Source organism: Haloferax sp. S2CR25, assembly GCF_031624535.1.
GTDB classification, from domain to species: domain Archaea; phylum Halobacteriota; class Halobacteria; order Halobacteriales; family Haloferacaceae; genus Haloferax; species Haloferax massiliensis.
In genome coordinates this window covers 94,662-107,519 of record NZ_JAMQOO010000001.1, presented here as the reverse complement: position 1 = coordinate 107,519, position 12,858 = coordinate 94,662, and the positions used below count along the sequence as shown (strand labels likewise).

At 69.1% G+C, this 12,858-nt stretch carries 19 protein-coding genes; 10 read left to right on the top strand and 9 right to left on the bottom strand.

Annotation, left to right across the window (positions count from 1 at the left end):
• Window positions 1-154: 154 nt before the first annotated feature.
• Window positions 155-277 carry a hypothetical protein gene (locus NDI65_RS00520; protein ID WP_264371800.1) on the top strand — a complete coding sequence of 41 codons (123 nt, stop codon included), beginning with the start codon at window positions 155-157 and terminating at the stop codon, window positions 275-277.
• A 177-nt stretch (window positions 278-454) separates the two neighbouring features.
• A complete protein-coding gene (locus NDI65_RS00515; RefSeq protein WP_089777708.1) occupies window positions 455-904 on the top strand; it encodes a TIGR00725 family protein in 450 nt (149 codons plus the stop codon).
• Between the two features lie 27 nt (window positions 905-931).
• Here NDI65_RS00515 and NDI65_RS00510 read toward each other — a convergent pair whose 3' ends face one another.
• The 3 genes from NDI65_RS00510 to dph2 all read right to left on the bottom strand — a co-directional run bounded on the left by NDI65_RS00510 (window position 932) and on the right by dph2 (window position 4,378).
• Entirely contained in the window at window positions 932-2,545 is a 1,614-nt protein-coding gene (locus tag NDI65_RS00510; RefSeq protein WP_310893098.1) for a DUF6293 family protein, read from the bottom strand.
• 79 nt (window positions 2,546-2,624) lie between these two features.
• On the bottom strand, window positions 2,625-3,185 hold the full coding sequence (locus NDI65_RS00505) for a hypothetical protein (protein ID WP_089777707.1): 561 nt from the start codon (window positions 3,183-3,185) through the stop codon (window positions 2,625-2,627).
• Window positions 3,186-3,343: 158 nt separating this feature from the next.
• A complete protein-coding gene (gene dph2 / locus NDI65_RS00500; protein WP_008574453.1) occupies window positions 3,344-4,378 on the bottom strand; it encodes a diphthamide biosynthesis enzyme Dph2 in 1,035 nt (344 codons plus the stop codon).
• Between the two features lie 165 nt (window positions 4,379-4,543).
• Here dph2 and NDI65_RS00495 point away from each other — a divergent pair, with 165 nt between their 5' ends.
• The 4 genes from NDI65_RS00495 to NDI65_RS00480 all read left to right on the top strand — a co-directional run bounded on the left by NDI65_RS00495 (window position 4,544) and on the right by NDI65_RS00480 (window position 6,976).
• Complete coding sequence (locus NDI65_RS00495) at window positions 4,544-5,197, top strand: dienelactone hydrolase family protein (protein WP_089777706.1); 654 nt, start codon at window positions 4,544-4,546, stop codon at window positions 5,195-5,197.
• A 72-nt stretch (window positions 5,198-5,269) separates the two neighbouring features.
• Window positions 5,270-5,644 (top strand): YlbF family regulator, encoded by a 375-nt coding sequence (locus NDI65_RS00490; protein WP_004041523.1) that lies wholly within the window; start codon window positions 5,270-5,272, stop codon window positions 5,642-5,644.
• A gap of 64 nt (window positions 5,645-5,708) precedes the next feature.
• Window positions 5,709-6,326, top strand: coding sequence for a CDP-4-keto-6-deoxy-D-glucose-3-dehydrase (locus NDI65_RS00485; RefSeq protein ID WP_310893094.1), 618 nt, complete (start codon window positions 5,709-5,711; stop codon window positions 6,324-6,326).
• Window positions 6,327-6,352: 26 nt separating this feature from the next.
• Window positions 6,353-6,976: a transcriptional regulator gene (locus tag NDI65_RS00480; RefSeq protein ID WP_089777705.1), complete on the top strand. Its 624-nt coding sequence runs from the start codon at window positions 6,353-6,355 to the stop codon at window positions 6,974-6,976.
• A gap of 34 nt (window positions 6,977-7,010) precedes the next feature.
• Here NDI65_RS00480 and NDI65_RS00475 read toward each other — a convergent pair whose 3' ends face one another.
• On the bottom strand, window positions 7,011-7,277 hold the full coding sequence (locus tag NDI65_RS00475) for a hypothetical protein (RefSeq protein WP_089777704.1): 267 nt from the start codon (window positions 7,275-7,277) through the stop codon (window positions 7,011-7,013).
• Window positions 7,278-7,350: 73 nt separating this feature from the next.
• A complete protein-coding gene (locus NDI65_RS00470) occupies window positions 7,351-8,280 on the bottom strand; it encodes a peptidylprolyl isomerase (RefSeq protein WP_089777703.1) in 930 nt (309 codons plus the stop codon).
• 155 nt (window positions 8,281-8,435) lie between these two features.
• Between NDI65_RS00470 and NDI65_RS00465 the strand changes: the two genes are divergently transcribed.
• Genes NDI65_RS00465 through NDI65_RS00450 form a run of 4 tightly spaced genes read left to right on the top strand, consistent with a single transcriptional unit; the run spans window position 8,436 to window position 11,317 of the window.
• Window positions 8,436-8,894: a hypothetical protein gene (locus NDI65_RS00465; protein WP_089777702.1), complete on the top strand. Its 459-nt coding sequence runs from the start codon at window positions 8,436-8,438 to the stop codon at window positions 8,892-8,894.
• Between the two features lies 1 nt (window position 8,895).
• On the top strand, window positions 8,896-9,603 hold the full coding sequence (locus tag NDI65_RS00460) for a hypothetical protein (protein ID WP_089777701.1): 708 nt from the start codon (window positions 8,896-8,898) through the stop codon (window positions 9,601-9,603).
• Window positions 9,600-11,033: a hypothetical protein gene (locus NDI65_RS00455; RefSeq protein WP_310893091.1), complete on the top strand. Its 1,434-nt coding sequence runs from the start codon at window positions 9,600-9,602 to the stop codon at window positions 11,031-11,033. Before NDI65_RS00460 ends, NDI65_RS00455 begins: the two co-directional genes overlap by 4 nt.
• Window positions 11,030-11,317: a hypothetical protein gene (locus tag NDI65_RS00450; RefSeq protein ID WP_089777699.1), complete on the top strand. Its 288-nt coding sequence runs from the start codon at window positions 11,030-11,032 to the stop codon at window positions 11,315-11,317. Before NDI65_RS00455 ends, NDI65_RS00450 begins: the two co-directional genes overlap by 4 nt.
• A 16-nt stretch (window positions 11,318-11,333) precedes the next feature.
• Here NDI65_RS00450 and NDI65_RS00445 read toward each other — a convergent pair whose 3' ends face one another.
• From NDI65_RS00445 to NDI65_RS00430, 4 genes are all read right to left on the bottom strand, one after another.
• Window positions 11,334-11,549 carry a hypothetical protein gene (locus NDI65_RS00445; protein WP_310893089.1) on the bottom strand — a complete coding sequence of 72 codons (216 nt, stop codon included), beginning with the start codon at window positions 11,547-11,549 and terminating at the stop codon, window positions 11,334-11,336.
• Window positions 11,550-11,742: 193 nt separating this feature from the next.
• Window positions 11,743-12,144: a hypothetical protein gene (locus NDI65_RS00440; protein ID WP_089777697.1), complete on the bottom strand. Its 402-nt coding sequence runs from the start codon at window positions 12,142-12,144 to the stop codon at window positions 11,743-11,745.
• A gap of 219 nt (window positions 12,145-12,363) precedes the next feature.
• Window positions 12,364-12,597, bottom strand: coding sequence for a hypothetical protein (locus NDI65_RS00435; protein WP_089777696.1), 234 nt, complete (start codon window positions 12,595-12,597; stop codon window positions 12,364-12,366).
• On the bottom strand, window positions 12,594-12,854 hold the full coding sequence (locus NDI65_RS00430; protein WP_007274417.1) for a cytochrome C oxidase subunit IV family protein: 261 nt from the start codon (window positions 12,852-12,854) through the stop codon (window positions 12,594-12,596). Before NDI65_RS00430 ends, NDI65_RS00435 begins: the two co-directional genes overlap by 4 nt.
• Window positions 12,855-12,858: the final 4 nt, after the last annotated feature.

Genomic DNA, 12,858 nt, shown 5'->3' with positions numbered 1-12,858 from the left:
CCCGGCCGCCTCGACCGCATCTTCAAAATTAGTGACTAATCCGAGAGTGAGTGGTCGAATATCTCAGAACTAGATAGAATTTGAGGACATATGTGTCGTATAAGGTGTTACCCTGACAAGATATTTAATGGTGTATCTCATGCTACCAAACACCATGTCAAGACCCCGCAAACAAACGGCGAACTTCTCTTCGATGGCTCGGACGATGCGCGCGTGCGGTGCGTGGGAAGCGGTCTCCCCGCTGGACGACGACTCGCGGCGAACGGACGAGTTCTGACGCGACCGAGAACGGCAGCCCGACCCCAGTCGGGCGACGCGGCCCCGCACTTATCTTCTTCGGCGCGGTCCGATACCACATGAGCGCAGCCACAATCCGCGGTATCGACGAACGCCGAGGCGACGACGACAGCGATACAGACACCGACACCGGCGGACGCCGAAAAGAGGTGCCGCCGTGCGCGTGAGCGTCGTCGGCGGCAGCGTCGTTCCCGCACCGGTCGAGACCGTCGCGGAAGACGTGGGACGCCTGCTCGCCCAGCGCGGCCACACGGTCGTCTGCGGCGGTCTCGGCGGCGTCATGGAGGCCGCCTGCCGCGGCGCGAAGGACGCCGGCGGCACGACCATCGGCGTCCTGCCGGGCGAGGACCGCGACGAGGCGAACCCCTACGTCGACGTGGCCGTCGCGACCGGTCTCGGCCACGCGAGAAACGCGCTCGTCGCGATGAACGGCGACGCCGTCATCGCCGTCGACGGCGGCGGCGGGACGCTCTCCGAGGTCGGCTACGCCAACGTCTTCGACCGCCCGACGGCCGGAATCAGGACCCAACAGGTCGGCTCGCTGGACGGCTTCGAGCCGTGCGACTCGCCGGAAGCGGCCGTCGCATTCGTCGAAAACGCGGTCTGAGAACCCAGTTCGGTCGCGCCGTTCGTGCTACGCGTCGGCGACGCCCTCGTCGCGCTCGACGCAGTCGCGGAGCAGGTCGTCGACGACGGTCTCGCGGAACGACTCCCAGTCGGTCGTCGACGCCCACAGCCGGCCGGCGTCCGTCGGTTCGAGCGCGTCTCGTCCGCGCTCGCGCTCGCGCGTCGTGACGAACCCGTTCGCGGCGAGTCCCTCGACGGCCACGTCGAGTCTGGGGGCGAGCGCGTTCGAGAGTCGCTTTTCGAAGCGGTCGCCGGTCACGCTGTCGCGAGCGACGCCCACGCAGAACGAATCGAACGCCGACCACGTCTCCTCGTCGCGCGCGCCGGCGACGATGCCGTGGTGTTCGGCGCGCTCGCGGAGTTCGGCGGCGACCGCGCGGCGGGTCCGCGGGCGGGAGCGCGGCGGCCCCGCGACGAGGACGGACAGCACCGCCGCTTCGAGGTCGCCCAACGGCGAGAGCGCGTGGGCGTCGAGTTCGAGGCCCGACTCGCCGGTCGCCGGACCGGACTCGTCGAGTTCGGAGAGGCTCGTCGCGGCCGCTGTGGCCCGCTCGGAGAGGTCGGCCGTCCGTTCTGCGACCGGAGCGGCGGCGGCCGAGAGCTGCGACCGGGCGTCCAGATAGGCGTCGAGGTGCGCCTCGAAGCGGTCGAGCGACTCGAACAGCTCGATGGTTGCCCGGTCTTCGAACTTCCCGAAGCGCGCCTCACAGCTCGTCCGGAAGCGCCCGACCAGTTCGCGGGGGTCGTCTTCGACCGACGCGAGCAGGCGGCTCTCGGCGTCGAGCCACCCGTCGAGCGCGTCGAGGACCGCGTTCGGGTCGCGGGTGTCTTCGGGGTCCGGGCGGGGGGCCTCGGACTCGACGAGGTCGGCCAACTGTTCGCGGGCGCGGCCGACGTAGGAACTCATCGCGCCGAGCGGCGAGTCGCCGCCGGAGCGCGCCCCACGAGCGCCCGCGGGGCGGCCGACACGGGAGTTCGGACGGGACCGGCGGGAGGGGCGAGACTCGCCGCTGGCCTCGGCGAGCGCGTCGCGCAGGTCCGACAGGGCGATGCGGAGCGGTCGAGCGACGGCCGCGGCCGCGGGGCCGTCGGCGACGCGCCGGAACTCGGCGAACGCGTCCGACGCGGCCTCGACGTCGGCGACGAGCGTCCGGAGGTCGTCGATGGCGGCGAGGTCGGGACGGTCGGTCGCGGGAATCGCCAAGAGCGAGACGGTCCCGCGGTCGAGGTCGCCGCCGTCGACGAGGGCGGTCCGCGCGGCGTAGAACGCGGCGGCGACCTGCGGGGGCGCGCCCGAGAGGTTCACCTGCACGTCGCCGTCCGCGGCGGCCTCGCGGAGCAGGTCGGCCGTCGCGGCGTACAGTTCCTCGAACGACGCGGTGAAGGGGAGCCGCGCTTCGTCGAGCGTCCCCCGGCCCGCGAGCCGTTCGGAGACGGCTTTCGCGGCGCGGGCGCTCGCTCGCGGCGCGCCGGGCGTACAGTCGTCCGGGTCGCGACCCTGCTCGGGGTCGGCCTCGTCGCGGACCAGCCGAACCCGGTCTGCGTCGACGTCGGCGGCTTCGAGCGGGGTGACGACCCGCTGCACGTCGAATCCGAGAACGGGGAGGTGGGTCGTCGGCATCTGTCTGACCAATTCGCTACCTGTACCCTGAATGTTGTGGTGCTCCTGAGAGCCGCCTGTCAGAAGCGGCGGCGCGGCGTCAGACCCACTGCCGGATGAGGTTGCGGCCGACGACGCCGAGGCCGAGCATATCGACGACGAACAGGATGACGCTACCGAGGATGGGGACGAGCGACAGGACCGCCGCGACGAGCGCGCCGACCGCGACCGAGACGCCGAGCGGGGGAGACCCGCCGGAGGCGGTGCCAGTCACGAGCGAGCCGAGGAAGACCGTCGAAACCGCGCCGCCGACGATACTAAGCAGGATGAGCGCGAGGAACCCCGGAATCGCCACGATGAGGCCGATGATGGTGATTGCGAGGAGGACGAGGACGATGACGCCGCCGATGCTGACGCCCAGACCCCAGAGGAACGACCCGCCGGGGTCGTCCCGAATCTCGGCGATGGCGTCTCTGGTGTACGCCGGGGCCGCGGCGACGAGGATGCCGCCGACGACGAGGTCGATGAGGAAGCTTCCACCGGCGCGGAACACCGGCGAAATCTGCTGTGCGGATTCGAGGTTCTGCGCGGCGGCGGTCCCCGCGAGCGCGAGGACGCCGAGCAGGCTCAGGAGGGCAGTTCGTGTTCGTGGAGGGACCATACGTGTCCGTCGAATGGCGACTCGTATAGGTATTCTGGATGGACTGTCAGAAAATCGGATACGTCCGAAGCGAGGCGGAAGAGTCGAAACAGGACGCTCCCCTCGGCGGCGTCGCGAGAGCCACGCGCCGGGGCGGGGCGCTCACCGGGAGTCTCGGGCTACCAGGTGCCGTGGAACGTGTCGAATTCGAGGGCGTCGAGCGGCTCGTCGCCGACGGCGATGCGGTACTCCTGCGGCGTGAGCATCGGCTTGTGGAAGCGCGGGCCGTCGTCGGTCGTGATGCGCGGACAGCCGGTGTTGACGAACGCGTCCATGTCGAAGTTGCGGAGGCGGTCCGGCGTCACCTCGTCCATGGTGATGAGATAGGCGTTGTCGTTGTCTTCGAGAATCTTCTCGGCGATTTCCATGCGACCCTGGCCGATTTTCGTACAGAAGATGACGCCCCACTTCTCGGCGTCCATCGCCTTGTGGACCGAGGCGTAGCGCTGTTTCATGAACTTCCGCGTGTCGGCGATGGTGACGACGTTGTTGACGGGGTCGGCGATGACGACGTTCTTGTCGGGGTGTTCCATCGCGAGGCCGAGCGGGTGGAACTTGCCGCCGCCGACGTAGAGAACGTCGTCCGCCGGGATGTCCGCGGAGGCGTAGTTACAACCGAGGACCTGTCCCTCGTAGGTGAGGCGGTCGTCGCCCTTGCGGGTCTGGACGGTGTAGCCGCGCTCTTCGAGCCAGTCGCACATGTCCTCGAAGCGGTTCATGTGCTGGGCGGTGGTGACGAGGCCGACCTCGTCGCCCTCGATGTCGTCGAGCGCGTCCTCCATGATGGGGAAGGGGTCGACGTTGGAGAAAAGCGGGACGTAGATGATTTTGTCCGACTCCTTCATCGGCGAGTGGCCGAAGTGGACGAACACGTCGGTCCGCCGCATGAGGTAGGTGTCGAGGTCGCACGCGCCGTAACACGGCTGACCGGAGAGCATGAACGTCACGTCGTCGTCGCAGAGCTGTCGGAGGTCGTCGGCGACCGCCGGGCCGCGGCGCTTCAACCCCTCGGGGAACTGGAGGCCGACGCGCTTTGCGTCGCGCTCCTCGATGGCTTCGACGATCTGTTCGAGTTCGTAGTCCCACTCCCGGTCGTGCTTGAGCGACATCCCGGTGTTTCGGAGGTCTCCCTCCGAGGTGGCGTCCTGACTCATTGCCCCATCGTTGCGGACGGAGCCGTTTAACCACCGCGCTTCCCCACGAATGAGCGTCACACACCCGCACGCACGCCGAATCGAACCGCGGCGTCGACGGCGGCGTCACCCGGTTACCCCGTTGTCACTCGGGGATTCAAGGCTCGCGGCGGCCTACCGCCGTCCATGTCAGACATCCCCCTCGAACACGTCCACGTCGAACCGTCGGAGCCGGGCGACGGACCGGCTCCCGCCGTCGTCCTGCTCCACGGCCGCGGCTCGAACGAACAGGACCTCCTGTCTATCGCACGGGAGTTCCCCGACCACGTCCACGTCGTGAGCCTCCGCGCGCCCGACCCGCTGCAGGGCGGCTACACGTGGTACGAACTCGACCTCTCCGAGGGCGGTCTCCACCAGAGCCAGCCCCACGCCGAGCAGTTCGAGCGTTCCCGGAGCCTCGTCCGCGAGGCAATCGCCGGCGCGGTCGAGGCGTACGACATCGACCCCGACCGAATCGGACTCCTCGGGTTCAGTCAGGGCGCGATTACCAGCCTGTCGCTCCTCCTCGACGACCCCGACGACTACGCGTGGGTCGTCGCGCTCCACGGCTACCTCGCTGACTCGCACGCCGACCTCGACCCCGACGGCATCGCCGGCAAGCCGGTGTTCGTCGGCGGCGGGTCGATGGACCAAGTCATCCCGGCCTCGCGGGTCGAACGCGCGGCCGAGCGCCTCCGCGAACTCGGCGCGGACGTGACCGCGAACGTCTACGGCGCGCCCCACGGCGTCGGCCCGGACGAACTGCGGGACGTGGTCGCGTTCGTCGAAGCCCGCGTCTGAGCCGCCGTCTGCGGAATCGCCCGTCCTTCCCCGTTCGGCAGGTTGAAACCGCTCGCACCCCAACGCGCGGCTATGAGCACGCAGACGACGCGGCTCGAAGAACTCGGGCGCGAACTCGGCGAAGCCATCGCCGACCATCCGAAGTACGAAGCCTACGAGGAGGCGAAGGCCGCCGTCGAAGCCGACGACGACGTGCAGGAACTCATCACGGAGTTCAACCAGCTCCGCGAGGAGTTCAACGTGTCCCGGCAGATGGGCGAAGCGACCCAAGAGGGGCTCCGAAAGGTCCAAGCGGCCCAAGAGGAACTCCACTCCGAGCCCGTGATGGAGGAGTACCTCCTCGCGCAGGCCGAACTCGTCGGCGAGTTGGAGAAGATTAACGAGGCCATCTCGGAGCCGCTTGCGGTCGACTTCGGCGGCGAGGCCGGCGGCTGTTGTAACGACTGAGGACGACTCGGCGCGACTCGTTTTCGCCGCAGGTTCAAGTACCAAGCCGGGGCCAGCCCCGGCTATGTTGGCAATCGCGGGCGGCAAGGGCGGCAGCGGGAAGACCACCACGACCCTCGGACTGGCGAGCGCGCTCGACGGCCCGGTGCTCGCCGTCGACGCCGACAGGGACATGCCGAACCTCCACGCGATGGCCGGCGTCGAACGCCCGGTGGACGCCGCCTCGGGCGCACCCGCCCGAGAGCCGTCGGTCCGGCCGCATCCGACCGACTCGACCGTCTCCGTGTTGCCGGCGCCAGCCGGGGCCGACGACGACGCCTTCGAGCGGTGGCTCCGAACCGCCGCGGACGACGAGCGGCGCGCGGTCGTCGACTGCCCCGCGGGGGCCGGCCCCGACGCCGCCGTCCCGCTCCGCGTCGCCGACGGCGTGGTCGTCGTGTCGCCGCTGTGCGCGCCGGCGCTCCGCGACGCCGCGAAGACGGCCGCGATGGCGCGGGCGCTCGGCACCCCCGTCGTCGGATGTGTCGTTTCGCGGTCACGAATGGCGCCCGAGGCGGTGTCCGACCTCGTGGGCGCGCCGGTGCTCGGGACCGTTCCGGAGGAGTCGTCGCCAGTCCTCACTCGTCCGACAGTTCGGGCGGCGTACAGTCGGATAGCCGACAAGATATCGGGGAAGGAGTAATATGAGCCTCCGCCTAACACACGGGCATGTCTCGACTGGCGACGGGAATCGACGTGCTCGACCGCCAACTCGACGGGGGCATCCCCGCGGGGAGCATCGTCCTCCTCGCTGCCGACCCTGCCAGCCAGTCCGAACTGTTTCTCCACGAACTGACGACCACGCGGGGGACGCTGTGGCTGACGACGGTTCGCTCCGCCGAGGCCGTCACCGACGCGCTCGAACGGAACCCCGGTCCGACGGGGAACCCCACCGTGCGCGACGTGGGCGGCGACGCCCCGCTGGACGCGGCGAGCAGTCTGGTCCGCGACCTCCCGGAGGGAGCGAACCTCGTCATCGACGTGGTCGACGTGCTCGAACGGAGCGAACCGCCCCGCTACCGGCGGTTTCTCAACGACCTCCAGACCCACATGGTCAACACGCGGGGGCTGACCGTCCTCCACGGCCTGAAAGGCGAGACGGTTCCCGACAACCGCGACCTGACCGAGCACATGGCCGACGTGGTGTTCGACCTCGATACGAAGATAGACGGCTCGGAGATCGTCAACCGACTCGCGGTCCCCAAGTTCCGCGGGGGGCGCGCGCTCAACGAGACCATCAAACTCCGGCTGGCGGAGCGCGTCACCGTCGACACCAGCCGCGACATCGCCTGACCCGAAAGTCGCGTCCGGCCGGGAGAGAGGTCGCTTAGAACGCGAAGTAACCGAACGTGGCGAGCGTGACGACCGCGGTGAGCGCCATCCACGTCCGGGCGGACAGCGCCGCGCCGCGGGAGAAGACGTAGGCGAAGTACGGTACGAGCGGGGAGAGGCGGTAGACGAACGGCACCTCGATACCGGCGCCGTATTCGAGCGAGAGCGTCAATGCGACGGCACAGAGCCCGGCGACGAGCGCGACTTTCACGTCTGTGATGTCGCGGAACTCGTCCGTCGCGGCGTCGTCTGACGAAGCCATAGCTACGAGGCGGTCGGAAGGCGAGTGTCAAGAAGCCGCCGATTCGCCGGGACGGCGAGGGCGGTTGACTCGCTTACTCTTCGTCGGCGTCGAGTTCCGCGGCGAGTTCGTCGGCGTCGATGTCGACGTCCTCGATTGCCTCTTCGATGTCGGCGCCGCCCGCGCCGCCCATCATACCGCCGAGGCCGCCCATGCCGCCCATGCCGCCCTCGATGGTCTCCTGGACGATGACGCGGTCGATGTCCAGCCGCTGCATGATGTCCTGGGCGATCTGCTGCTTGGAGAACATCCACTGCTGGTTCATCGTCATCTGCGGCGTCGCCTCGATGTAGAGCGTGTCCTTCTCGACGGTGACGGTCTCCGTCTCGGGTTCGGCGTCCTCGTCCTCGTCGTCGGACTCGACGACCTGCTCCTCTTCGACCTCGTCCGTCTGAATCCAGACTTCGGGGGCCTGCTGAAGGTACATGCCGAGGAGGCCGGAGGCCTGCTCCTCGCGGTCGTCGACGAGTTCGAGCACTTCGTACTCGTATTCGAGGTCCTCGCCGGCGAGGGGGTGGTTGAAGTTGACGCGGGCGCGACCGCCGATGATGGTCTCCAGACGACCCTGCTCGCCGTCGATGGTGACCTGCGCGCCGGGGTAGCGGTCGTCCTCGTCGATCTTGTTGGCGCTGACCGTGCGCACTTCGTCCTCGTCGTACTCGCCGAAGGCGTCGACCGCCGGAATCTCGACGGTGCCCTCGTCGCCCGCCTCGGCACCGATGAGGGCGTCGTCGACCTCGGGGAAGACGTGGCCGGCGCCGACGATGACGACGCGGGGCTCGAACTCGTAGCCCTCGACGTCGATCTCGGCCTCTTCGGCCACTTCTTTGTCCGTCGTGTCGACGACGTCGCCGTCCTCGATCGTTCGCACCGTGTACGCGAGGCGAACGAAGTCGCCGTCCTGAATACCGGACTCGACCTCTTCATCGACCTGCTCGGCCTCCGCCTGCTGTTCGTCGCTCATACACGCTACGTGACTCGTGCGACCCTTAAGAATCACGTTTCGCCGTCGCGGCGCGTTCGAGGCGGCCGACCGCCGGGAACTCGACCCCGAGGGCCGCTGTGGGGTCGAATCGCTTATATCATTGTCAATAGTTATAGAAAACGAGGCGTGTTCACATGGCACAGACTGGCTTGTTCCTCGGGTTCGTCCTCGGCGTCGTACTGCTGGCGCTGACCGTGTTTCTGACCGGTCGCGGCTGGCGACACTACTCCGTCACGAGCGTTCCGACGCCGACCGGTGGCGGGTCGGCGGGGAGCGGGGGAAGCGCCGCCCGCCGGTGGGCCGACGACCCGACGGTGCTGTCGGTCGTGTTCCTCCTCGCGGCGCTCGGGTTCGGCGCGGTGGCGGTGCTGTTCGTCGGCGGCAGCGCCATCCCCGAGGGCGTGTCGGACGCCGCGGGACCGGTCCTCGTCGCCGGGACGCTCACCGTCGTCGTCGCGTACCTCTTTTACGGCACGTATCACGCTGCACGCGGGCGGGGACTGGCGCGGTCGCAGGCGGCGCTTCTCGGGTCGTGGGTGCTCGGCCTGCTGTTCGTCGTCGGCATCGTGCTCAGGTTGGTGGGCCTCCTCTGAGATGGCGACCTCGTACGCGGGGCGACTCGACCCCCGCCACGCGCCGCGGTTGTGGTGGCTCGCGGCGCTCTGCTGGGTCGAGGCGCTCGCCGTCGGGGCGTATTTCTCCGCCTCGCCGGAGCGCGTCGAGAGCCTCCGGTACCTGTTGTACCCGCTCGTCTGGATAACCGTCGGCGCGGCGGCCGTCCTCTGGACCGACCCGCCGCGGGCGAGCCGTCGGGCGCGACTCGTCGCCGGCGCGGTCGCCGCCGCGTACTTCGTCGTCCTCGCGTCGCTGGCCGGACTGGTGTCCGTGGACTTCGCCGCGCTTCTCGGCGGGAGCCACGGCCACGCCGCCGCGCATCGCCCGACCGGCTGGCAGTTCTCGCTCGCCGCGCCCGGATGGGGGCCGCGGGTCGGCTACGCCGGCGAAGTCGTTTCGGCGACGTTCGTCCCGTACCGCGTGGCCGGCTACCTCGCGCTCGCGTACCTCGTCTACGCCGCCGCCCTCGACGCCGCGAAGAGCGCGCTTTCGGGGGCGCTCGGACTCGTTTCGTGTGTCGGCTGTACCGTCCCGCTCGTCGGCGGTCTCGCCGCGGGCGCGGCCGGCGGAACCGGCGTCGTGAGCGCGCTCCGGGCGCTCTCGGTCGACATCTCGACGCTGGTGTTCGTCGCCGCCGTGGCCCTGCTCGCGGTCGGTCCGTCGCTTGCGGGGCGGACGCGACGATGAGCCGCCGCGCCGAGGGAGGAGAGGTCCGCGCCGCGGCTCGACGCGGAGCCGTCTGGACAGTCGCGCTCGCGGTCGCGTCCGCCGTCTGTTCGACTCCTGCGCTCGCGCACGCCGGCTCGCTGGCCGGGTCGCTCCGCTCGGTTCCGGCCCCGTTCTGGCTCGTCGTCGTCTCCGGCGGCGGCGTCGTCTGCGTCTCGTTCCTGCTGTCGGCGTTCGTCACCGACGACGAGACGCTCGACGCCTTCGGGCGCGCTGGCGTTCGAGTCGGAAGGATCGCCGGGGGCGTCGGCGTCGAAGCCGCGGAAGCCGCGCTCAGGCTCCTCGGCGTTGCCGCGCTCGCGCTCGTCGTCGCCTTCGGACTGTTCGGGCCGCCCGTCGGCATCGCCAACCTCGGCGTCCTGCTCGTCTGGGTCGGCTGGTGGGCCGGATTCACGATGGCCACCTACCTCGTCGGGAACGCGTGGCCGCTCGTGAACCCGTGGCGGACGCTCGGTGCGGCGCTTCGAAGTCGATTCGAGGGGAGGTGGGGGCTGCCGCGGCCGTACCCCGACCGACTCGGGTCGTGGCCGAGCGTCGTCGGTCTCCTCGGACTCGTCTGGCTGGAGGTCGTCAGCCCGCTCGCGGCGGACCCGCGGGCGCTCGCGGTCGTGGTCGTCGTCTACAGCCTCCTCACTGTCGGCGGCGCGCTCGTCTACGGCGACGCGTGGTTCCGCCGCGCCGACCCGGTCGCGCGGGTGTTCCGACTGTACGGCCTGCTCGCGCCGGTCCGACGAATCGACGGCGGCGGCCTCTCGATTTCGATTCCCGGCGCGGGGCTGGCGCGCACCCGCGAGCGACTCGGTGCCGACGACGTGGCGTTCGTCGTCGCGCTCCTCTGGGTGACGACGTTCGACGGCCTCGTCGTCACCGTCGCGTGGGGGCGCGTCCTCGACGCCGCGGCTCCGGCCCCCGCGTGGCTCGCGAACCTCGTCGGAATCGTCGCGGGCTTTCTCGTCTTCGTCGGCGGCTACCGACTGGCCGCGAGCGTCGCCCGCGGAACCGCCGACACGTACGTGACCGTCGGCTTCGTCGCCGGCTGGTTCGCGCCCGCGTTGGTTCCTATCGCCGCCGGCTACCACCTCGCGCACTTCCTCGGCTACGTCGTCGGACTCGCGCCCGCGTTTGTCGCGGTCGCGGCCTCGCCGCTGTCGCCGCCCGCGAACCCCTCGGTGCTGGTCGTTCCGGCGTGGTTCGGCGGCCTCCAGTTGGCGTTCGTCGTCCTCGGCCACCTGCTTTCGGTGTGGGTGGCCCACGCCCGCGCGTTCGACCTCTTTCCGGGTCGGCTGCAACCGCTCCGGAGCGAGTACCCCTTCGTCGCCGTCACGGTCGGCTACACGATGGCGAGCCTGTGGGTCGTCGCCCAACCGGCGGTCGGGGGTGTCGCCGGATGAGCCGCCAAGAACCGGTCGTCGTCCCCGAAACCGCCGTCCCCGACGGCGAGACCGCGGCCGCGACGTGTCCCTACTGCGACCGCCCGTTCCGACGGGAGCGACTCCGAGACCTCCACGTCGGCGACGCCCACGAGGGACTGCGCGACGGCGAAAAAGCGGCGTACGAGGCCGCGGTCGAGGCAGAGGACGAAGACCTATTCGTCTACCATCTGAAGGTTGCGGGCGCGCTCGGCGTGGTCTTCACGGCGCTGTTCCTGCTCGCAGTCGTCGGCTTCAGTCTGTGAGCGCAGCGCGAGTCATTCAGGCGTGACCGCTGTCCCCGCCGTGTTCTCCCTCGTGCGGGTCGGGCAGGCGCATCACGACCCCGGTGAGGACGGCGACGCCGGCCAGCGCGACGACGCCGCCGACCACGACGAACGATTCGCTTGCGCCAACCGCCTCCGAGCCGAGGAGGACCGCGAGTCCGACCACGACGGCTCCGAAGGCGGCCGCGAGTGCGACGGTATTCTGATTCATGCGTGATGTTACCACACCGAGGTCAAAGAAGGTACGTGCGAGTGCGGGAGAGGAGAAACGAGACGTTGTTGAAGTCCTCAGTTACTGATAGTTTGCTGTGGCCGTGCTGAATAGCGTGCGCGAATACGCCACGGAGTGAGTACGTTGCGAGTGATTCCAGCTCGACTGACCTGTACACGCCTGTCGTGAGATCTCAGTCTGACCCAAACAGCGCTTGCGTGAGTGCGCCACCGTAGGCGAATCGCGAACCGAGCCAGAGCGCGCCGAGGGTGACGCCCACTGCCATGAGGTAGGGTCCCGGCTCCGGAAGGCGACCGCTCGCCACGCGGGCAAGGCGGTCCGCCAGAACGATACCGCCGAACCAGACCGCCAAGAACGCGACATGTTGGTGAAGGGACTTCCGTCGGCGCGCGTGACGGTAACCGACGACGAGGAAGCCCACGAGCAGCAAGGTGCTTACAGCCGCGAGGGCGAGAGAGCGGAGCCGTCCGCCGAGCGCAAACGCCGAGGGGATGCCGATTACCATCGCGAGAACAAAGATGGTCTGGACGACCAGTCCAAAGGATGGTTCAGTGTTGGAGGGCTGTTCAGACACAGATTGCGGTCACGGACGACGAAGCAATGAATCTTCTCCACACGGCCGGATACCGGTCGTTCAGGTTGGCTCTACCCTAGTTACCGACCAGACCATCTCTCGTGACGCTCCCCGTTATCCCGGATACTTCGCTGAGTACACCCTCTTTCCGTGTCACACGGATTCTGTCAGGTTCTGAGAGATTCGACAGAGCCACAAAACGGAAACGACAGCGCCCAGTCAGGCCGCGTTCTCGCCGGTCGTCGCGGCGGCGACGACGAGCACGAAGACGGCCACCGCGAGCACGAGACCGGGGCCGACGACGAGCGGGTCGGTGAGTCCCCCGGGGGCGACGCGAGTCATCATGACGGTCACGCCGACGCCGACGGGGGCCGAAAACAGGAGCGCGTAGCCGACCGCGACGAGGGTTTCGCGGGAGCGCCAGCGGGAACGGGAGTCGGCTCGCACGGTCACAGGAGCGAGTACGACGCCGCGAGCGTGAGCGCCAGCGCGGCCGCGAGGCCGATGCCGACCAGATACGTCAGCGAGCGCGGCTCGAACCGGAGGTGCTGGAAGTACGCCGCGACCAACACCGCCTTGGCGGCCGACAGGACGAGGATGACACCGAAGGCCAGCCAGTAGCTCAGTCCGGCGAACTCGACCAGCACTTGGACGGTCGCCGAGACGAACAACACCGCGTAAATCGCCGTATAGAGTTTCGTGGATACCATTTCT